The 18,675-nt window shown below is 70.2% G+C and carries 20 protein-coding genes; 10 read left to right on the forward strand and 10 right to left on the reverse strand.

Annotated elements, in window-relative coordinates; translation table 11 throughout:
* Positions 1-5: 5 nt before the first annotated feature.
* Positions 6-461, forward strand: a complete 456-nt coding sequence (locus WMR31_RS07580) for a helix-turn-helix domain-containing protein (RefSeq protein WP_340538180.1) — start codon at positions 6-8, stop codon at positions 459-461.
* A gap of 1 nt (position 462) precedes the next feature.
* Positions 463-1,014, forward strand: coding sequence for a PIN domain-containing protein (locus tag WMR31_RS07585; RefSeq protein WP_340538181.1), 552 nt, complete (start codon positions 463-465; stop codon positions 1,012-1,014).
* A 234-nt stretch (positions 1,015-1,248) separates the two neighbouring features.
* On the opposite strand, the gene glnA is transcribed toward WMR31_RS07585, so the two are convergent.
* Entirely contained in the window at positions 1,249-2,673 is a 1,425-nt protein-coding gene (gene glnA, locus WMR31_RS07590; RefSeq protein ID WP_340538182.1) for a type I glutamate--ammonia ligase, read from the reverse strand.
* A gap of 190 nt (positions 2,674-2,863) precedes the next feature.
* Between glnA and WMR31_RS07595 the strand changes: the two genes are divergently transcribed.
* On the forward strand, positions 2,864-3,298 hold the full coding sequence (locus tag WMR31_RS07595) for an RDD family protein (RefSeq protein WP_340538183.1): 435 nt from the start codon (positions 2,864-2,866) through the stop codon (positions 3,296-3,298).
* A gap of 12 nt (positions 3,299-3,310) precedes the next feature.
* Here the strand turns inward: WMR31_RS07595 and WMR31_RS07600 are convergent, their stop codons facing one another.
* From WMR31_RS07600 to lipB, 5 genes are all read right to left on the reverse strand, one after another.
* Positions 3,311-4,033 (reverse strand): DUF4191 domain-containing protein, encoded by a 723-nt coding sequence (locus WMR31_RS07600; RefSeq protein WP_340538184.1) that lies wholly within the window; start codon positions 4,031-4,033, stop codon positions 3,311-3,313.
* A 62-nt stretch (positions 4,034-4,095) separates the two neighbouring features.
* Positions 4,096-5,043 (reverse strand): lipoyl synthase, encoded by a 948-nt coding sequence (lipA, locus tag WMR31_RS07605; protein ID WP_340538185.1) that lies wholly within the window; start codon positions 5,041-5,043, stop codon positions 4,096-4,098.
* A 19-nt stretch (positions 5,044-5,062) separates the two neighbouring features.
* On the reverse strand, positions 5,063-6,067 hold the full coding sequence (locus WMR31_RS07610) for an ABC transporter permease subunit (protein WP_340538186.1): 1,005 nt from the start codon (positions 6,065-6,067) through the stop codon (positions 5,063-5,065).
* Complete coding sequence (locus WMR31_RS07615) at positions 6,064-7,029, reverse strand: ABC transporter ATP-binding protein (protein WP_340538187.1); 966 nt, start codon at positions 7,027-7,029, stop codon at positions 6,064-6,066. The genes WMR31_RS07610 and WMR31_RS07615 overlap by 4 nt, the downstream gene beginning before the upstream one ends.
* Positions 7,030-7,104: 75 nt before the next feature.
* A complete protein-coding gene (lipB, locus tag WMR31_RS07620; protein ID WP_340538188.1) occupies positions 7,105-7,833 on the reverse strand; it encodes a lipoyl(octanoyl) transferase LipB in 729 nt (242 codons plus the stop codon).
* 65 nt (positions 7,834-7,898) lie between these two features.
* Here lipB and WMR31_RS07625 point away from each other — a divergent pair, with 65 nt between their 5' ends.
* On the forward strand, positions 7,899-8,495 hold the full coding sequence (locus WMR31_RS07625; RefSeq protein ID WP_340538189.1) for a Cif family virulence factor: 597 nt from the start codon (positions 7,899-7,901) through the stop codon (positions 8,493-8,495).
* Here the strand turns inward: WMR31_RS07625 and WMR31_RS07630 are convergent.
* A complete protein-coding gene (locus tag WMR31_RS07630; protein WP_340538190.1) occupies positions 8,479-9,423 on the reverse strand; it encodes a TIGR01777 family oxidoreductase in 945 nt (314 codons plus the stop codon). The genes WMR31_RS07625 and WMR31_RS07630 overlap by 17 nt on opposite strands.
* Before the next feature lie 120 nt (positions 9,424-9,543).
* Between WMR31_RS07630 and WMR31_RS07635 the strand changes: the two genes are divergently transcribed.
* Positions 9,544-9,999 (forward strand): tellurite resistance TerB family protein, encoded by a 456-nt coding sequence (locus WMR31_RS07635; protein ID WP_340538191.1) that lies wholly within the window; start codon positions 9,544-9,546, stop codon positions 9,997-9,999.
* A gap of 103 nt (positions 10,000-10,102) precedes the next feature.
* Here the strand turns inward: WMR31_RS07635 and sucB are convergent, their stop codons facing one another.
* Positions 10,103-11,929, reverse strand: coding sequence for a 2-oxoglutarate dehydrogenase, E2 component, dihydrolipoamide succinyltransferase (gene sucB, locus WMR31_RS07640; protein ID WP_340538192.1), 1,827 nt, complete (start codon positions 11,927-11,929; stop codon positions 10,103-10,105).
* A gap of 25 nt (positions 11,930-11,954) precedes the next feature.
* On the reverse strand, positions 11,955-13,340 hold the full coding sequence (lpdA, locus tag WMR31_RS07645) for a dihydrolipoyl dehydrogenase (RefSeq protein ID WP_445321613.1): 1,386 nt from the start codon (positions 13,338-13,340) through the stop codon (positions 11,955-11,957).
* Positions 13,341-13,486: 146 nt separating this feature from the next.
* Between lpdA and WMR31_RS07650 the strand changes: the two genes are divergently transcribed.
* Positions 13,487-13,858, forward strand: coding sequence for a hypothetical protein (locus tag WMR31_RS07650; protein WP_340538194.1), 372 nt, complete (start codon positions 13,487-13,489; stop codon positions 13,856-13,858).
* 21 nt (positions 13,859-13,879) lie between these two features.
* Here the strand turns inward: WMR31_RS07650 and WMR31_RS07655 are convergent, their stop codons facing one another.
* Entirely contained in the window at positions 13,880-15,412 is a 1,533-nt protein-coding gene (locus WMR31_RS07655) for a leucyl aminopeptidase (RefSeq protein ID WP_340538195.1), read from the reverse strand.
* A 40-nt stretch (positions 15,413-15,452) separates the two neighbouring features.
* On the opposite strand from WMR31_RS07655, the gene gcvT reads away from it, so the two are divergent.
* The 4 genes from gcvT (at position 15,453) to WMR31_RS07675 (ending at position 18,661) form a co-directional block, all read left to right on the forward strand.
* Positions 15,453-16,553, forward strand: coding sequence for a glycine cleavage system aminomethyltransferase GcvT (gcvT, locus tag WMR31_RS07660; RefSeq protein WP_340538196.1), 1,101 nt, complete (start codon positions 15,453-15,455; stop codon positions 16,551-16,553).
* Positions 16,550-16,807, forward strand: coding sequence for a hypothetical protein (locus tag WMR31_RS07665; protein ID WP_340538197.1), 258 nt, complete (start codon positions 16,550-16,552; stop codon positions 16,805-16,807). The genes gcvT and WMR31_RS07665 overlap by 4 nt, the downstream gene beginning before the upstream one ends.
* Before the next feature lie 219 nt (positions 16,808-17,026).
* The gene (locus WMR31_RS07670; protein WP_340538198.1) at positions 17,027-17,851 is read left to right on the forward strand and encodes a PhzF family protein; all 825 of its coding nucleotides are present in this window, start codon (positions 17,027-17,029) and stop codon (positions 17,849-17,851) included.
* 15 nt (positions 17,852-17,866) lie between these two features.
* Positions 17,867-18,661, forward strand: a complete 795-nt coding sequence (locus WMR31_RS07675) for a thymidylate synthase (protein WP_340538199.1) — start codon at positions 17,867-17,869, stop codon at positions 18,659-18,661.
* The last annotated feature ends 14 nt before the right edge of the window (positions 18,662-18,675 follow it).

The raw sequence follows: 18,675 nt of genomic DNA on the forward strand, positions 1-18,675 counted from the left end.
GTGCCATGACCGTCCTAGCTCTTGCGCCCGTCGAGCCCAACGATGCGGACATCACCGCCGCAGTGGAGGCCCTACCGCATATCCAGGGATATCTGGCGACCCATCACGAAAGTGTGATTCGCCTTGACGTCGCCGGCGACGATGAGGAGCCGCTCGTAGTTCCGCGTGGTGCGGTTGAGCTGCTTGCTCGGGTACTTGCTCATATGGCTGCGGGGCAGGGTGTGTCGGTCGTGCCGTCGCACGCCGAGCTCACCACCCAGCAGGCTGCCGATCTGCTCAACGTGAGCCGGCCGTTCCTGATTGGACTGCTCGACGCAGGCGAGATCGAGTACCGCAAGGTCGGCAAGCATCGGCGGATCAAGGCGCAGTCGTTGATGGCCTACATCGCGCGCGACGATCAGGAGCGCCGTGAGGCTGCCGACGAGCTGACCCGGCTCAACCAAGAGATGGGCCTGCTCTGAGGTGGCATTCGTCGTCCTGTACGACGCGAACGTGCTCTACCCCAGCACGCTCCGAGATCTCCTCATCCGAGTCGCACAGGCGGGCCTGGTGCAGGCCAAGTTGACCGACCAGATTCTCGACGAGGTCTTCCGGAACCTGAAGATCAATCGCCCGGACCTTGAGAGCGCCCGGCTCGAGCGGACCCGCGAGCTGATGAACCGGGCGGTCCGCGACTGTCTCGTCACGGGTTACGAACCGCTCGTCGACGCGCTGGAGCTGCCAGACCCGGACGACCGCCACGTCCTCGCGGCTGCGGTTAAGGCGCGAGTACAGGTGATCGTCACCAGCAACCTCAGGGACTTCCCGCCGGATGAGTTGCCTGCCTGGGACATCGAGGCCAAAGGCCCTGACGCCTTTATCCTCGACCAGATCGACCTCAGCCGCGACACGGTCTACGGCGCCGTCCAGCGCATCGCTGAATCCTGGGCGAATCCGCCCGGCACGGTCGCGGACGTGCTTACGTCGCTCGAACGAAACGGGCTCGTGCGGTCGGTGGCAGCTCTTCGAGCATGAGGTCAAGGGCGCGCGGAGACGACCTAATCCGTGGGCGGCGTCGTCCCTGTCTGCCCGCAGCGGGCGGCCAAGTCATTGATAGCTGGCCGCATGTACCACTCATGCAACAAGCCGCCGACGAATAACGAGAAACGCCGCCGAACGACCACGAAGGTCGTCGGCGGCGTTTCCGCAAGTCAGAGGCGATCTTTGGTCAACGTTTGGCGTTGATCGACCGTCCCTGATTCACGCCAATCAGATGTCGTAATACAACTCGAACTCGTGCGGGTGCGGGCGCATCTGGATCGGGAGGATCTCCTGGGTGCGCTTGTAGTCGATCCAGGTGTCGATCAGGTCGGGGGTGAAGACGTTGCCGACGGTGAGGAACTCGTGGTCCTCCTCGAGGTGGTCGAGCACGGCGCCGAGGGAGGCGGGGACCTGCTCGATGTCGGCCATCTCGTCGGGCGGGAGCTCGTAGATGTCCTTGTCGATCGGGTCGGTGGGCTCGATCTTGTTCTTGATGCCGTCCAGGCCGGCCAGGAGGAGGGCGGAGAAGGCGAGGTAGGGGTTGGCCGAGGGGTCGGGGCAGCGGAACTCGATGCGCTTGGCCTTCGGGTTGGAGCCGGTGATCGGGATGCGGACGCAGGCCGAGCGGTTGCGCTGGGAGTAGACCAGCGAGACCGGGGCCTCGAAGCCGGGCACCAGGCGGTGGTAGGAGTTCACCGTCGGGTTGGTGAAGGCGAGCAGGGACGGCGCGTGCTTGAGGATGCCGCCGATGTAGTAGCGCGCCATGTCGGAGAGGCCGCCGTAGCCGGTCTCGTCGTAGAACAGCGGCTCGCCGTTGTTCCAGATCGACTGGTGCACGTGCATGCCGGAGCCGTTGTCGCCGAAGATCGGCTTGGGCATGAAGGTGGCGGTCTTGCCGTTGCGCCAGGCGGTGTTCTTGATGATGTACTTGAACTTCATGACGTCGTCGGCGGCCTTGAGCAGCTCGCCGAACTTGTAGTTGATCTCCGCCTGGCCGGCGGTGCCGACCTCGTGGTGGGCACGCTCGACCTGCAGGCCGACCTTCTCCAGCTCGATGACCATCTCGTCGCGCAGCTCGCCGAAGTGGTCGGTGGGGGCCACGGGGAAGTAGCCGCCCTTGTACTTGACCTTGTAGCCGCGGTTGTCGTTCTCGAAGGCGTCGCCGGTGTTCCAGGCGCCGGCGGCTGAGTCGATCTCGTAGTAGCCGGCGTTCTCCTTGGTCTCGAAGCGCACGTTGTCGAAGACGTAGAACTCCGCCTCGGGGGCGAAGAACGCGGTGTCGCCGATGCCGGTGGTGGACAGGTAGGCCATCGCCTTCTTGGCGATGTTGCGCGGGTCGCGGGAGTACGGCTCACCGGTGAGCGGGTCGTGGATGAAGAAGTTGACGACGAGGGTCTTGGCGACGCGGAAGGGGTCGATGTAGGCGGTGGTCGGGTCCGGGAACAGCGACATGTCGGACTCGTGGATCGCCTGGAAGCCGCGGATGGAGGAGCCGTCGAAGCCGAGGCCGTCCTCGAAGACGCTCTCGTCGAAGGACGAGACCGGGACGGTGAAGTGCTGCATCACGCCCGGCAGGTCGCAGAAGCGGACGTCGACCATGGCGACGTCCTCCTCGCGGATGTAGGCGAGCAGCTCGTCGGCGTTGCTGAACATTCGTCCTCCTCGGCTGTGCGCCTGGCGGCCACAGTCCTGAAACCTCACGTCGGATCCCGCCGCGACACTGCCGCGGGCACTGTCGCCAAACTACCGAACGAGCAGTTTCCAGACCGTATCCACTTTGTTTCACCCACGTAACACCGCACCGGATCGTGGGCGAGCGGCGTCGACTCCTAGGCTTAGGGGCGTGAAACAACCGGTCGCCGTCGAGTTCGAGACCGCCTCCTGGGCCCGCCGAGCACTCGCCCTGCTGATCGACTGGTTCGCCTCGATGCTGGTCGTGCTCGCGATCGTAGGGCCCGAGAGGTACTTCGAGCCGGGAAGCCCGGCGGGCTTCCTCACCCTCGGCGTGTACGTCGTGGAGTCGGCTCTGTTCACCTGGCTGCTGGCCGGGTCGTTCGGCAAGATCATCACCGGGCTGCGGGTGATCCCCGCCGACGGCCGGCTCCGTCCGCACCGGCTGTGGCGGATGCTGCTGCGCCAGGGCCTGGTGGCGCTGGTGATCCCGCCGCTGGTGTTCAAGCCCGACGGGCGCGGACTGCACGACCTCGCCGCAGACACAGCGACGGTGCGCAACGACGAGTTCGCGCGACTGGTCGAGGCGGCCAAGCCCAAGCGCTGAGGAGCAGCCGGCTCAGCGGCCGCGCATGTTGCCGCGCATGCCCTTCATCGACGTCGGCACCGGGCCGCGGGGGAGCGGCACCTTGGGCCGCTGGGCGTCCAGCGCCTTGAGCCGGTTGAGGATGTCGGTGATCTCGGCCGGCTTGACCTGGCGGCCGAGCTTCTGGACGTGCTTGACCAGCTTCGGCAGCCGCACCTGACCCTCGTCGTGACCGACGATGACCTCGTGGATCGGGGTCTCGGCGGCCACCCGCTCGTGCTTGCGGCGCTCGCTGGCCAGCAGTGGCTTGAGCCGGTTGGGGTTGCCCTCGGCGACCAGGACGATCCCGGGAGGGCCGACGACGCGGTGCACCATGTCCTGCTGCTTGGTGAAGCCGATCATCTCGTCGGTCTTCCAGCCGCGCCGCAGCATCGTGAGTGCGCGGGCGGCAGCACCGAGCTGCCCCTCGAGCCGGTTGAACGCCGCCCGCTGGGCACGCCGGCTGAACACGATCATCATCGCGAGCAGACCGAACAGCAGGCCGCCGATGATCGCCATGATCAGCCCGAAGGTGCCCGAGCCCGGGAACAGCCAGAAGAGCCCGAAGCCGATGGCGGCGCCCACGAGGAACGCGACGAGCATCCACAGGCCGATGCGGGGGTCGACCTCACGGGTCATCCGGTAGGTCTCGACCAGCTGCTGGCGCCGCCCCATCTTGGTGGGGTCGGTCTCCTTGGGCTTCTTGGTGCGTGCCATGTGCTGCGGTGCCTCGCTCGCCGTGCTGAAAGGGGCTAGGGGTGAAACGGGGAGAACTGGGATTACACGGACGCGCGGGCGTCCATCGCCTGACGGTACAGCCGACCGGCCCGGTAGGACGAACGCACGAGCGGGCCCGACAGGGCCCCGGAGAAGCCGATCTGGTCGGCCTCGTCCTTGAGCTCGACGAACTCCTCCGGCTTGACCCACCGCTCGACGGGGTGGTGGCGCACCGAGGGGCGCAGGTACTGGGTGATGGTGACGATCTCGCAGCCGGCGCCGTGCAGGTCGCGCAGCGCCTGGGAGACCTCCTCGCGGGTCTCACCCATGCCGAGGATGAGGTTGGACTTGGTGACCAGCCCGAAGTCGCGCGCGGCGGTGATCACGTCGAGGGAGCGCTGGTAGCTGAACGCCGGCCGGATCCGCTTGAAGATGCGCGGCACCGTCTCGACGTTGTGGGCCAGCACCTCGGGCCGCGACTCGAAGACCTCCTGCAGCAGCTCGGGTCGGCCGTTGAAGTCGGGGACGAGGTTCTCCACGCCGGTGTCGGGGTTGAGCTCGTGGATCGCGCGCACCGTCTCGGCGTAGAGCCACGCGCCGCCGTCGGGGAGGTCGTCGCGGGCGACGCCGGTGATGGTGGCGTAGCGCAGCTCCATCTTCTGCACGCTCTCGGCGACCCGTCGGGGCTCGTCGCGGTCGAGCGGCTCGGGCTTGCCGGTGTCGATCTGACAGAAGTCGCAGCGCCGGGTGCACTGGTCGCCGCCGATGAGGAACGTCGCCTCGCGGTCCTCCCAGCACTCGAAGATGTTGGGGCAGCCCGCCTCCTGGCAGACCGTGTGCAGCCCCTCGGACTTCACCAGCTCCTGCAGGGAGGTGTACTCCGGACCCATCTTGGCGCGGGTCTTGATCCACTCCGGCTTGCGTTCGATCGGCGTCTCCGCGTTGCGGGCCTCCAGGCGGAGGAGCTTGCGGCCGTTCGGTGCGGTGGGCGAGGTAGGAGCGGACGTCACCCGTCGATCCTACGCCGCGTCAGGGCACGTCCCGTCGCCGGTAGGACAGCACGGACGCCGCGCAGATCGCCCCTCCGAGGACTCCGAGGTAGAGGACGCCGTCGCCGAAGTCGCGGGTGCGTTCCTCGCTGCAGTCGGCCTGCATGTCCTCGGTCACCTCCGAGCCGTCCCAGCAGTACTCAGGGGTCTGGACGTAGTAGTCCCAGTCGTGGTTGATGACCGCCGCGACGTTGATGCTGGGGTCGATCGGCCCGGGGTCGTCGAAGAGCAGGTTGATCAGGATGCTGCCCGCGACCGCCACTCCGAAGAGCACGCCGAGGGTGAACACGGTGCTGCGCGAGAGCATGGTGAGGGCGAAGCCGATCAGGCCCGCGAAGCCCGCGACGGCGGCGCCACGCCAGCCGTGCTGGAGTCCGTCGAGCAGCGCGCCGTCGGGGATCTCGGCGTCCGCGCTCCAGAACCGCGCGGCGAGGATGAGCCAGAAGAGGCTGGTGCCGACCAGCGCGATCACTCCGGTGACCAGCGTGACCGCCACCGCCTTCGCCGCCCACACCCGGCCGCGGCGGGACTCGAAGATCAGCTGGTTGCTCATCGAGCCGGTGTTCCAGTCATGGCCGATGAACGTCGTCCCGACGAGCAGGGCGAGCAGCGCCACGATCACCGCGACGGCGAGTCCGGCATCCCCTCGCGCCGCGTCGAGATCGAGGGCGTTGTAGTCGAGGTACCACTCCGGCTGCGGTGCGTACCACTCCTCGCACAGCACCTCGGGATCGTCGGCCGGCCCGACGCCGTACCCCTCCGGGTCGGCGAGGCAGGCTGCGATCTCCTTCTTGACCCGTGGTCGTTCAGCCTCCTTGGCGGCCTTCGCCTCAGCCTGGGCGTAGGCGTCGGCCGAGGCCGGCTGTTGGTCGAGGATCGTGATGACGCCGAGGCCCACCGGCGCGACGATCATCGTGATCAGCAGCACCAGGACGGCGCGCCGCCACCGCGCGCGGGTCAGCTCGACCCCGATCAGCCTGATCACGCGACACCGCCCCTCGGGTCGGCGCCGGGATCGTGAGCCTGCGCGGCGTTGCCCAGGGTGTCTGCCGCGGTGAGCTCGAGGAAGACCGACTCCAGGTCCCGACGCAGCGGGGTGAGCGCGGTGAGCCACAGGCCGGCCTCGCCGAGCGTGCGGGTGACCGCTGCGCCGTCGTGGGTCTCGACGCGGAGCCCGGTCTCGGTGGGCGTGGCAGTCAGGCCGGCGGCACCGAGGACGCGCGCGGCGGCCGCGGGATCCGCGATCTCGACGGCGTAGGCGGTGGACCCGGAGTCGAGCAGGTCGGCCACCTTGCCCGAGGCGAGCAGGCGACCGTTGCCGATGATCGTGGCCGAGGTGCACACCTGCTGCACCTCGGCGAGGATGTGGGAGCTGAGCAGCACGGTGACGCCGCGCTCGCCGAGGTCGCGGATGGTGTCGCGGATCTCCCGGATCCCGGCCGGATCCAGGCCGTTGGTCGGCTCGTCGAGAATCAGCAGCTGGGGGTCCTTGAGCAGGGTCGCGGCGATCGCCAGTCGTTGCTTCATGCCGAGCGAGTAGGACTTGTAGCGGTCGCGGTCGCGGCCGGTGAGGCCGACGGTCTCCACGGCGGCGTCGACCCGGGTGGTGGGCGCACCGATGCTGCGCGCGAGCAGCAGCAGGTTGTGGCGTCCGCTGAAGTTCGGCGAGAACTTCGGCGACTCCACCACGGCGCCGACCCGGTCGATCACCGCAGGCAGCCGGTGCGGCACCGGTTCGCCGAAGAGGCGCATCGTGCCCTGGGTGGCTCGGGCCAGGCCGAGCAGCATCCGGATCGTGGTGGTCTTGCCCGAGCCGTTGGGCCCGAGGAAGCCGTGGACGCCGCCGGCCGGCACCGCGAGGTCGAGGTTGTCGACCGCCACCCGCAGCCCGCGCCGTCCGCGGAACTCCTTGCGCAGCCCGGTGGTCTCGATGACGTAGTCGGTCACGCCCTGCCCCTCCTCGGTCGATGACGGGTCATCTGACCACGAAGCAGGGCTAGCCGCGCCGCGGCGCGCCGCGGGTCAGCGGATCGGTCGCACCAGCGGGATACGAGGGGCGTGGGCCGGCTCGGGCCGCGGCTCGTAGGACGGCGTGGGCTCGTAGGGCTCCCAGGCGAGCAGTCGCCGCAGGTGCCGCTCCACCGAGGGCAGGACGTCGGTGACGGTGACGTCGCGGCTGGTCTCGGCCGAGAGGGTGGTGACCCCCGCGTCCTCGATCCCGCACGGCACGAACCGGTCGTACCAGCCGAGATCGACATCGCAGTTGAGGGCGAAGCCGTGCATGGTCACCTTGCGGCTCATCCGGATGCCGAGCGCGGCGATCTTGCGCTCGGGCCGGGCGCCGTCGGCTTGGAGCCAGACCCCGCTGCGGCCGGGGATGCGGGCGGTGTCGAGGCCGAAGTCGGCACAGACCGCGATGAGCGCCTCCTCCACCCGGCGCACGTAGTCGACGACCTTCACGTGGGCCGGCAGGCGCACGATCGGGTAGCCGACGAGCTGGCCAGGGCCGTGGAAGGTGATCTTGCCGCCGCGGTCGACGTCGATCACGTCGGCGCCGCCAGGGTCGGCCGGGCGCTCGTGGTCGTCGGTGCGGGTGCCGGCGGTGTAGACCGGCGGGTGCTCGAGCAGCAGCACGGTCCCGGGTGCCCCGTCGACGACGTCGGCGTGCACCCGGCGTTGGAGCTCCCACGCGGCGAGGTAGTCGACGGCGTCGGGGCCGAGCCCCGCGACACGGAAGGACAGGTCGCTCACGCGGTCCAGCGTATGCCTGTGGAGAACCTCGGCAGCCGGTGGCCGACCTGGGCCATGCTCGTCGCATGTCATCTCGGATCCCGGTTCAGCTGCCGCTACAGGTGTGGGTGCGGGTCCTGCTGGCGGTGCTGCTCGGTGGACTGCTCGGGGTGGGGCTCGCGGTCGGCATCGCGGTCCTCGATCCGCCGGCGAAGGCGTCCCTCGACGCAGCCGCGCCGGCCGCGCACGCGGGTCCGGCCGCCGAGGCCCCCACCAGCAGCGCCCGGGCGAGCCCGCGCGACATCCTGCGCGAGTGGGACGCCGCGCGGGCGCGCGCCTGGACCGACGGCGACGTCGCAGCCCTGCTCCGGCTCTATACGCCCGGCTCGGTGGCCGGACGCCGCGACGCGGCGATGCTCCAGGCGTGGAACGGGCGCGGGGCCCGGATCACCGAGCTCAGCACCCAGGTCCTCGAGCTCACCGTGCGGGCCGAGGGCGAGCGGCGGCTGGTGCTCGAGGTCACCGATCGGGTGGCCCGCGCCACGGCACGGTCCGCCGGCAGCGACGTCGACGCCGAGGGGGTCACCCTGCCCAGCGACGAGGCGAGCACGCGGCGCCTGGTGCTCCGGCGCTCCGGGGCAGGTGCGTGGCAGATGGCCTCAGTGGTCAATCGCGCGGGTTGAGGCCGGTGGCGAGGCAGGCCTCCACGTCCGCGTCCTGGAACCGGAAGCCCCAGCCGAGCAGGGCGGCCGGGCGCACGTTCAACGAACCCAGTAGCTCCGGCGCCATCCGGCCCGCGCCCAGCCGGATCGCCGGTGCCGGCGCCGGCAGCACGGCGAGACGGTGCAGGTCGCGAGCGAGCACCCGAGTGAACTCGGCGTTGGTGGGAGCCTTCGGCAGGCAGATGTTCACCGGGCCGCTGGCCTCGGGATGCTCGGCCAGGAAGGTGACCGCGCCGACCCAGTCACGCAGCGACGACATCGGCATGTACTGGCGGCCGTTGCCGAGCCGGCCGCCGAGACCGGCCAGGAACTGCAGCCGCAGCTGCTTCAGCGGCGCCGCCCGACGGTCCATCACCGGCGAGGTGCGCAGCACGCACACCCTCGCCCCGGCCTCCACCGCCGGCTCGGCGGCGTCCTGCCAGTCGCGGGTGACCGTGGTCAGGAAGGCATGACCACGGGTGTCGGAGGCCTCGGTGAGCATCTGGTTACCGTGGTCGCCGTAGTAGGAGATGCCGTTGCCGGCCAGGAACGCCGGCGGGGTGCTCGCCTGGGCGATCGTGTCGGCCAGGAGCGCCGTGGTCCGCACCCGGCTCTCACGCAGCTCCCGCGCCCACCCCTTGGAGTGCGGGTTTCCCAGGGTCGGGCTGCCGGCGAGGTTCACCACGACGTCGGCGCCCCGCACCAGGGTCTTGTCGAGGGTGCCGGCCTCGGGGTCCCAGGGCGACTCGTCGGTCGCGGTGGGCGCTCGCCGGACCAGGGTGACGACCTCGTGCCCGCGCTCGCGCAGCGTCGAGCGCAGGTGCGACCCGAGGAACCCCGAGCCGCCCGCCACGACGACCAGCAGCGGCTCGGGAGCGGGGGAGGAGAGGGACTCGGCGACGTCGACCATGCCCAGAGCCTGTCAGATGCGCCGGCGAGGGTGGCACAGCAGCAGCCCTTGGAACGGTCGGGCACGATGAGACCTCACCACTCCCGAACCCATCCCCGACGTGAATGAGGTCGCCCACCGATGTCCATCTGGAAGCAGTTGCGCCAGTCCACCCAGGGGATGCAGCAGCAGCTGCTCGCCAAGAAGAACGATCTGCAGAGCGGCGCCTTCCGCGACGCCAGCATGGCGATGTGCGCCCTGGTGGCCGCCGCCGACGGCAGCATCGACGAGTCCGAGCGGCAGAAGGTCTCGGGCCTGATCACCACCAACGACGTGCTCAGCAACTTCCCGCCCGAGAGCCTGCGGGCCAAGTTCGACGAGAGCTGCCAGAAGCTCACCGCCGACTACCAGCTCGGCAAGGTCGAGCTGATCCAGCAGGTCGGCAAGACCAAGAAGAAGCCGGCCGAGGCGCGTGCGGTGATCCAGATCGGCATCATCATCGGCGGCGCCGACGGGAACTTCGACGAGCAGGAGAAGGCCGTCGTGCGCGAGGCCTGTCACGCCGTCGGGATCGACCCGTCCGAGTTCGAGCTCTGAGCCCTCTCATTTGCAGGTAGTTTGCAGGTAGCTCGCAGGTAGAACGACGGCAAGGCCCGCCCCGAGTGCTCGGGGCGGGCCTTCGCCGTGTGGCTGAAGCCGGTCAGACGTCGAAGACGCCGGCCTCCAGCCGTGCCTTGACGTCCTGGAGGAAGCGGCCGGCGTCGGCGCCGTCGACCAGACGGTGGTCGTAGGTGAGCGCGAGGTAGACCATGTGGCGCACCGCGATCGTCTCGCCGAGGTTCGGGTCGTCGATCACCACGGCCCGCTTCACCACCGCGCCCGGGCCGAGGATGCCGACCTGTGGCTTGTTGATGATCGGGGTGTCCCACAGTGCCCCGACGCTGCCGAGGTTGGTGATGGTGAAGGTGCCGCCACCGAGCTCGTCGGGACCGATCTTGTTGGTGCGGGTCCGCTCGGCCACGTCGGCGATCTTCTTCGCCAGGCCGGCGATCGAGAGGTCACCGGCGTCCTTGACGACCGGGGTGATCAGGCCCTTGTCGGTGTCGACGGCGAAGGCGATGTTCTCTCGGTCGTAGTAGGTGATCGTGCCCTCGTCGGTGTCGATCGTGGCGTTCAGCTTCGGGTGCTGCTTGAGCGCGTCGATCGCGGCCTTGGCGAAGAACGGCAGGTAGGACAGCTTCACGCCCTCGCGGGCCAGGAAGTCAGCCTTCGAGGCGTCACGCAGTCTGGCGATGTTGGTGACGTCGACCTCGACCACCTGCGTCAGCTGGGCGCCCGACTGCAGGGAGTCGACCATCCGCTCGGCGATGATCTTGCGCAGTCGGCTGATCTTCTCCGTGGTGCCGCGCAGCGGGGACGGGGTGACCGACGGCGCCTGGGCCGACGGCGCCGCGCTCGCGGCCGGGGCGGCCGAGGACGCCGGGGCCGACTGCTGGGCCGACTTCGCCGCCTCGGCGGCCTTGGCGGCGTCGAGGATGTCCTGCTTGCGGATGCGGCCACCGACCCCGGACCCGGTCACCGAGGACAGGTCGACGTTGTGCTGGGCGGCCAGCTTGCGCACCAACGGCGTGACGTAGTTGGTGCTCTCCGACGCGGAGCCCGCCGAGCTGGACGAGGAGTCCTTGGCCGGCGGCGCCGCCTCCTCCTTCGAGGCCGGCTCCTCCTGCTTGGCCGGCTCGTCCTTCTTGGGCTGCGGCTCGTCCTTCTTCGGCTCCGGCTCGGGCTCCGGCTCCGGCTCGGGCTCGGGCTCCGGCTCCGGCTCGGGTTCGGACTTCTGCTCGGGCTCGGAGTCGGCCGGCGCGGCCGAGCCGTCGCCGACGATCGCCAGCTCGGCGCCGACCTCGACCGTCTCGTCCTCGTTGGCCTTGATCTCGAGCAGGGTGCCGGCCACGGGGGAGGGGATCTCGGTGTCGACCTTGTCGGTGGAGACCTCCAGCAGGGGCTCGTCGACGGCGACCTCGTCGCCGACCTGCTTGAGCCAACGGGTGACGGTGCCCTCGGTGACCGACTCGCCCAGCGCGGGCAGGGTGACCGCCGTGCCCTCGGCCGAGCCGCCGCCCGACGAGCTCGACGCGGCAGGCTCCTCAGACTTCGCCGGCTCCGGCTCCTCGGACTGCTCCGGCTCCTCCGACTGCTCGGGCTCTTCGGACTCATCCTGGGCCGGCTCGGGCTCCTCGGACTTCTCCGGCTCCTCGGCAGACTCGTCCGATGACTCACCGGACGACTCACCCGCCTCACCGACCACCGCGAGCACGGCGCCGACCTCGACGGTGTCGTCCTCGTTGGCCTTGATCTCGAGCAGGGTGCCGGCCACGGGGGAGGGGATCTCGGTGTCGACCTTGTCGGTGGAGACCTCCAGCAGGGGCTCGTCGACGGCGACCTCGTCGCCGACCTGCTTGAGCCAGCGGGTGACGGTGCCTTCGGTGACGGACTCTCCGAGTGCCGGGAGATTGACTTCGGTGGCCATGGCTAGCTGCTTCCTTCTGGGTGGGTCAGGAGTGGGCGTGCAGGGGCTTCCCGGCGAGAGCCAGATGGGCCTCGCCGAGAGCTTCGTTCTGAGTGGGGTGGGCGTGGACGAGGGGCGCGACGTCGTCGGCGTAGGCCTCCCAGTTGTAGATGAGCTGGGCCTCCCCGATGAGCTCTCCGACGCGGTCGCCCACCAGGTGGACGCCGACGACGGGGCCGTCCTTGCGACGCACGAGCTTCACGAACCCCTGCGTCTTGAGGATCTGGCTCTTGCCGTTTCCGCCGAGGTCGTAGGTGACGGTCTCGACGTCGTCGTCGCCGAACTTCTCCCGGGCCGCGGCCTCGTCGAGTCCGACCGAGGCGACCTCCGGGTGGGAGTAGGTGACTCGCGGGATCCCGGCCTCGTCGATCGGCTGCGGGTCGAGCCCCGCGATCTCCTCGGCGACGAAGATGCCCTGTTGGAAGCCTCGATGGGCCAGCTGGAGGCCGGGCACGATGTCGCCGACGGCGTAGACGCCCTCGACGCCGGTGCGGCAGCGCTCGTCGGTGACGACGAAGCCACGGTCGAGGGTGACGCCGAGGTCCTCGTAGCCGAGCCCGTCGGTGGCGGGCCCACGGCCCACGGCGACCAGCAGCAGATCGGCCTTGAGGGTGCTCTCCTTGCCGTCGGCATCGGTGACCGTCACGGTGACCCCGTTGTCACCGACCTCGACGCCCTGGAAACGGGTGTTGAGCCGGAAGCCGATCTTGCGCTTGCGGAAGGCGCGCTCGAGAGCCTTCGAGGCGGCCTCGTCCTCGGCGGGCACCAGGTGGGGGAGTGCCTCGATGATCGTCACGTCGGCGCCGAAGCTGCGCCACACGCTCGCGAACTCGCAGCCGATCACGCCGCCGCCGAGCACGATGACCGACTCGGGCACGCGCTCCAGACGCAGAGCATGCTCGGAGCTGAGCACCTGCTCGCCGTCGATCTCGAGTCCGGGCAGCGACCGGGGATAGGAGCCCGAGGCGAGCACGAGGTTCTTGCCGGTGTGGACCGTCCCGTCGACGGTGACCTCGCGCGGGCCGGTGACGATGCCGGCACCCTCGATGACGGTGATCCCGCGCCCCTTGATGAGCCCGGACAGGCCCTTGTAGAGCCGGGAGACCACGCCGTCCTTGTAGTCGTTGACGGCGGGCACGTCGATGCCCTCGAAGCTGGCGCGGACCCCGAACTGCTCGGACTCGCGCGCACTGTCGGCGACCTCGGCCGCGTGCAGGAGCGCCTTGGTCGGGATGCAACCGACGTGGAGACAGGTGCCGCCGACCTTGTCCTTCTCGATCAGGCCGACCGAGAGCCCGAGCTGGGCGGCGCGGAGCGCACAGGCGTAGCCGCCCGATCCCGCTCCGAGAACGAGGACGTCGAAGTCGGCCACGCTGGTCCTTCCACACAGATCGAGGTCAGGTCGAGGTTGATCCGGCCCCATCCTTGCACTACCGGTGATCACCGCGACAAGGACCCGATACGGCGTGGGCGACGAATTTGCCGTCGGCGTCTGGTCCGAGCAGGCAGACTGGTGTCATGGGATTCCTCGACCGGTTCCGCGGCGGTTCACGTCAGCGGATGAGCCGCCCGACCGGCGGCGAGCGCACCGGCTCCACCACGGTCCGGGCCTCGGGCCGCGTCGATGAGCAGCACTTGCGCGACTTCGTCACCAGCCGCCGCGGCGTCGAGGGCTTCGTGGAGCCCCGCACCGCCGTCAGCGAGGTGACGCTGCTGCTGGTCGCCCACGACGGCGAGTGGACCCGCCGCCGCGTGCCCTCGGTCAAGTGGGCCCACGACTTCGCCAACAAGCACCAGGTGCCGTCCTACGACGCCGCTGTGGTCGGCATCCCGCAGCGGATGCGCGAGTACAACTCCCGGATGAAGGCCCAGCGCCGCACCGAGGGCTGAGTCGACGCGCACCGCGCCGACTCAGCGTTCGGACAGGGCGCGGGCGTACTCGATGAGGGTCGTGACGGCGACGCCGGTGCCGCCGCTGGTGACGTGGCCGGTGGGGCCTCCGGAGTTGTAGGAGGGGCCGGCGATGTCGAGGTGGGCCCAGGGCAGGCCGCCGGTGAACTCGCGAAGGAACGCCGCGGCGAAGAGCCCGCCTCCCCAGCGGATCCAGTCGTGTTGGGCGAGGTCGGCGATCTTGCTGGAGTGGATCCGTTCGTCCATGAACTCGGGGATCGGCATCGGCCAGTGGTCCTCGCCGGCGGCCTCGGCGGCCTCCAGCACGGCCGCGACGATGTCATCGGCGCCCATGACGCCGCCGACCCGGTCGCCCAGTGCGACGACCATGTGGCCGGTGAGGGTGGCCACGTCGAGGATGACGTCGGGCTTCTGCTCGCTGGCGAGCACCAGGGCGTCACCGAGCACGAGCCGGCCCTCGGCGTCGGTGTTGAGAACCTCCACGGTGGTGCCGCCATACATGGTGACAACGTCGCCGGGCCGCATGGCGGCGCCGCCGAGCATGTTCTCGGCGAGCGCGGCGTAGGTGGTGACCTTGATCGGGAGACCGAGGTCGGCGATGGCGAGGGTGGCCCAGACGACGGCGGCGGCCCCGGCCATGTCGGACTTCATCTCGTGCATCCGCGGGGCGGGCTTGATCGACAGGCCGCCGCTGTCGAAGGTGATGCCCTTGCCGACCAACGCGAGATGGGTCTTCGCGCCCCGCGGTGAGTAGGTGAGCTCGACCAGGCGGGGTGGGGCGTCGGAGCCGGCTCCCACGGCGAGGATCCCGCCGCAGCCGAGCTCGGCGAGGGCCTTCTCGTCGAGGACCTTCACCTTCACCTTCGCCGCGCCGCGAGGGCGGTCCTTGACCGTCGCCACGACCGCGTCGGCGAAGCTCGGGGGGCGCAGCGAGTTGGGTGGCTCGTTGACCCAGTCGCGGGTGCCGCTCACCGCGCGGGCGACGACCTGGGCCTCCTCGAATGCCGCCGCGACGTCCTTCTTGCGCGCGACCGGGCTGAGGACGACGAGCTCGGCGGGACCCGACGAGGAGGGAGGGGTGCCCTTGTGCGCGGTGAACGTGTAGCCGCCGAGGAGGTAGCCCTCGGTGGCCGCGCGCACCAGGTCGGGGGAGTCGCCGGGCAGCGCCAGGGCGACCGAGGCCGAGTTCGTGACGGCTCGGGCGGCCGCGCCCGCGGCGCGGCGGACGCCGGTGGGCGTCACGGTGGAGCCGAGACCGACCAGCACCAGCACCGGCGAGGAGATCGTCTTCGACGTCGGCACCTTGACCACCTCGCCGGCCTTGCCGGTGACCCCGAGCGTGGCGAGCAGCGGGGCCAGGCGGCGTCCGTAGGCCTCGGCGATGTCGTCGGCGCCGGGGGCCAGGGTCGGTCGGGGCGCCGCCTTGGACGCCTTCGAGCCCTTGCCGCTCGTGGAGCCGGTGAGCACGCCCACGACGACCGCGTCGGCGCGGGTCTTGGCGGGATTGGCATTGCGCAGCGTGTACGACGTCACTGCCGCAGGGTACTCGGGCGGCTGCGGTAGGTTCCGTGGCATGTCTGACCTCCTGAGGTCCCCGCTGCACGAGCGCCACGAGGCCCTGGGCGCGAAGTTCGCCGAGTTCGGTGGCTGGAGCATGCCGGTGGAGTACTCCGGCGTCGTCGCCGAGCACACCGCCGTGCGCACCGGCGTCGGCATCTTCGACGTGAGCCATCTGGGCAAGGCGGAGGTCCGCGGCCCGGGCGCTGCCGACTTCGTCAACGCCACGCTGAGCAACGATCTGGCGAAGATCGCGCCCGGCAAGGCGCAGTACACGCTGTGCTGTGACGCCGAGACCGGCGGCATCGTCGACGACCTGATCGCCTACTACCGCAGCGACGACAGCGTCTTCCTCATCCCCAACGCCGCCAACACCGCCGAGGTCGTCCGCCGGCTCCGTGAGGCCGCGCCCGACGGGATCGAGGTGGTCGACCTCCATCGCGAGTACGTCGTCCTCGCCGTCCAGGGCACGCTCTCCGACGAGGTGCTCGAGGCCGCGGGATTCCCGACCGGCCACGACTACATGAGCTTCGTCGAGGCGCCGTTCGAGGGCGAGACCGTCGTCGTGTGCCGCACCGGCTACACCGGCGAGCGCGGCTATGAGCTGGTCGCGCCGAACGCCGTCGCCGGCGACCTGTGGGATGCGCTGATGACCGCGGGCGAGTCGCACGGACTCCTGCCCTGCGGGCTCGGGGCCCGCGACACCCTGCGCACCGAGATGGGCTACCCGCTGCACGGCCAGGACATCTCCCTCGACGTCACCCCGAACGAGGCCCGGCTCGGCTGGGCCGTGGGCTGGAAGAAGGACGCCTTCTGGGGCCGCGACGCGCTGCTCGCCGAGAAGGAGCGCGGACCGCGCCGTAAGCTGGTCGCGCTGGAGTCGCTGGGCCGGGCGATCCCGCGCCCGCACATGAGCGTGAGCCTGGTGCCCGACATCCTGCTGGGCGAGGTCACCTCCGGCACCTTCTCCCCGACCCTGAAGAAGGGCATCGGACTCGCCCTGGTCTCCTCGGTCGTCAACCCCGAGGCGCAGGTGGGGGTCGACGTCCGCGGCCGGCGTGAGCAGTTCCAGCTGGTGAAGCTCCCCTTCGTCGACACCTCGGTGCGCGAGTCATGAATCTCCCCGACCCGCCGCCGTCCTTCCGGCCACCGGTCAAGGAGGAGCGCCCGTGGATCTGGCGCTTCGAGGACGCCGAGGGCGCGAGCGTCCAGGTGCCCGCGGAGTTCGCCGGCCAGGAGTTCCTCAGCCAGGCCGACGCCGAGTCGTGGGTCGGCGAGACCTGGGCGGAGCTGGCCGAGGCCGGCGTGGACCAGGTGACACTCCTGGAGCACGACCGGGTCGTCTACGGCCCGATGTCGCTGCACCCCTGACGTCGACGCCCGCGCACGAAGCGGGTCGCGCTCGTACTGGGTCGCCTACGTGAGCGGTCCGCTACGTGGCGGATCCCGTACGTGAGTGGTCCGCTACGTGGAGGATCCCGTACGTGACGGGTCCCGTACGTGGCGGGGCGGACACGTGGCGGATCCCGTACGTGGCGGATCCCGTACGTCGCGGGGCGGCCACGTGGCGGATCGGCTACGTTCGCCTGCATGCACCGGTTCCGCCAGGTCGACGTGTTCTCGGCCGAGCCGCTGGGTGGCAATCCGGTCGCCGTCGTCCACGACGCCGACGACCTCGCCGACGACCAACTGGCCGCGTTCGCCCGGTGGACGAACCTGTCGGAGACGACGTTCCTCCTCGCGCCGACCACCCCCGAGGCCGACTACCGGCTGCGGATCTTCACACCCGGCGGCGAGCTGCCGTTCGCCGGCCACCCGACTCTCGGCTCCGCGCACGCCTGGCTGGAGGCTGGAGGAGCCTCCCACTCCGACGATGTCGTGGTGCAGGAGTGCGGTGCCGGACTCGTGCGCGTGCGCCGCGGCCAGCGCCTGGCCTTCGCCGCCCCCGCACTGCAACGGTCGGGGCCGCCCGACGACGCCGACCTCGACCGCGCGGTGGCTGCCCTGCGGGTCACTCGCGACGACGTGGTCGAGGCCGCCTGGATCGACAACGGTCCCGGCTGGCTCGGCCTGCTCCTCCGCGACGCCGAGGCCGTGCTGGCGCTCGACCCGGACTTCGCCCGGTTCGACGAGCTCAAGCTCGGCGTGGCCGGCCCCGGGGGTGCCGCCGACCTGGAGGTTCGTGCGTTCTGCCCTCAGTACGGCGTGCCGGAGGACCCGGTCACCGGCAGCCTCAACGCCGGCCTCGGTCAGTGGCTCGCCGGGCGGGTCCTGCCGACGTCCTACATCGCGGCCCAGGGCACGGCCCTCCAGCGAAGCGGGCGGGTCCATGTGACAGCCGAGACCGATGGGTCCGGCGAGGTCTGGGTCGGCGGGGACACGCGCACGACCATCGAGGGCACCCTGTCACTGTGAACTAAAGTTGAGCGGGTGCAGCAGTACCTCGACCTCGTCCAGCTGATCCTCGACCGCGGGGTCGCCAAGGGCGATCGCACCGGGACCGGCACTCGCAGCGTCTTCGGGCATCAGATGCGCTTCGACCTCGCCGACGGCTTCCCGCTGGTGACCACCAAGAAGGTCCACACCCGCTCGGTGTTCGCCGAGCTCCTATGGTTCCTGCGCGGCGACACCAACGTGAAGTGGCTCCAGGACCGCGGCGTGACGATCTGGGACGAGTGGGCCGACGCCGACGGCGACCTCGGACCGGTCTACGGATATCAGTGGCGCTCGTGGCCGACACCCGACGGCCACCACGTCGACCAGATCGCCCAGGTGGTCGAGCAGATCCGGAGCAATCCCGACTCCCGCCGGCATCTCGTCTCGGCGTGGAACGTGGCCGACATCCCGGAGATGGCACTGGCCCCCTGTCACACGATGTTCCAGTTCTACGTCGCCGACGGCCGGCTCTCCTGCCAGCTCTACCAGCGCTCGGCCGACGTCTTCCTCGGCGTGCCGTTCAACATCGCCTCCTACGCCCTGCTGACCCACATGGTCGCCCAGGTGACCGGGCTCGAGGCCGGCGACTTCGTGCACACCCTGGGCGATGCCCACCTGTACGAGAACCACCTCGAGCAGGCGCGCCTCCAGCTCACCCGCGAGCCGCGGCCGCTGCCGCGGCTGGTGCTCGACGCCGGCGTCACCGCGCTCGACGAGTTCGACCTCGAGCACATCAGCGTCGAGGGCTACGACCCACACCCCGGCATCAAGGCCCCCATCGCCGTATGAGACCGACGCCGGGC

This window comes from Nocardioides epinepheli, from assembly GCF_037936805.1.
Classification (GTDB): Bacteria; Actinomycetota; Actinomycetes; order Propionibacteriales; family Nocardioidaceae; genus Nocardioides.

Bases quoted from the DNA above. Each gene is read 5' to 3' on its own strand.
- WMR31_RS07580 (WP_340538180.1), top strand. From the start codon at position 6: ATGACCGTCCTAGCTCTTGCGCCCGTCGAGCCCAACGATGCGGACATC.
- glnA (WP_340538182.1), bottom strand. From the start codon at position 2,673: ATGTTCAGCAACGCCGACGAGCTGCTCGCCTACATCCGCGAGGAGGAC.
- WMR31_RS07600 (WP_340538184.1), bottom strand. From the start codon at position 4,033: ATGGCACGCACCAAGAAGCCCAAGGAGACCGACCCCACCAAGATGGGG.
- WMR31_RS07625 (WP_340538189.1), top strand. From the start codon at position 7,899: ATGTCATCTCGGATCCCGGTTCAGCTGCCGCTACAGGTGTGGGTGCGG.
- WMR31_RS07630 (WP_340538190.1), bottom strand. From the start codon at position 9,423: ATGGTCGACGTCGCCGAGTCCCTCTCCTCCCCCGCTCCCGAGCCGCTG.
- WMR31_RS07635 (WP_340538191.1), top strand. From the start codon at position 9,544: ATGTCCATCTGGAAGCAGTTGCGCCAGTCCACCCAGGGGATGCAGCAG.
- sucB (WP_340538192.1), bottom strand. From the start codon at position 11,929: ATGGCCACCGAAGTCAATCTCCCGGCACTCGGAGAGTCCGTCACCGAA.
- WMR31_RS07650 (WP_340538194.1), top strand. From the start codon at position 13,487: ATGGGATTCCTCGACCGGTTCCGCGGCGGTTCACGTCAGCGGATGAGC.
- gcvT (WP_340538196.1), top strand. From the start codon at position 15,453: ATGTCTGACCTCCTGAGGTCCCCGCTGCACGAGCGCCACGAGGCCCTG.
- WMR31_RS07665 (WP_340538197.1), top strand. From the start codon at position 16,550: ATGAATCTCCCCGACCCGCCGCCGTCCTTCCGGCCACCGGTCAAGGAG.
- WMR31_RS07670 (WP_340538198.1), top strand. From the start codon at position 17,027: ATGCACCGGTTCCGCCAGGTCGACGTGTTCTCGGCCGAGCCGCTGGGT.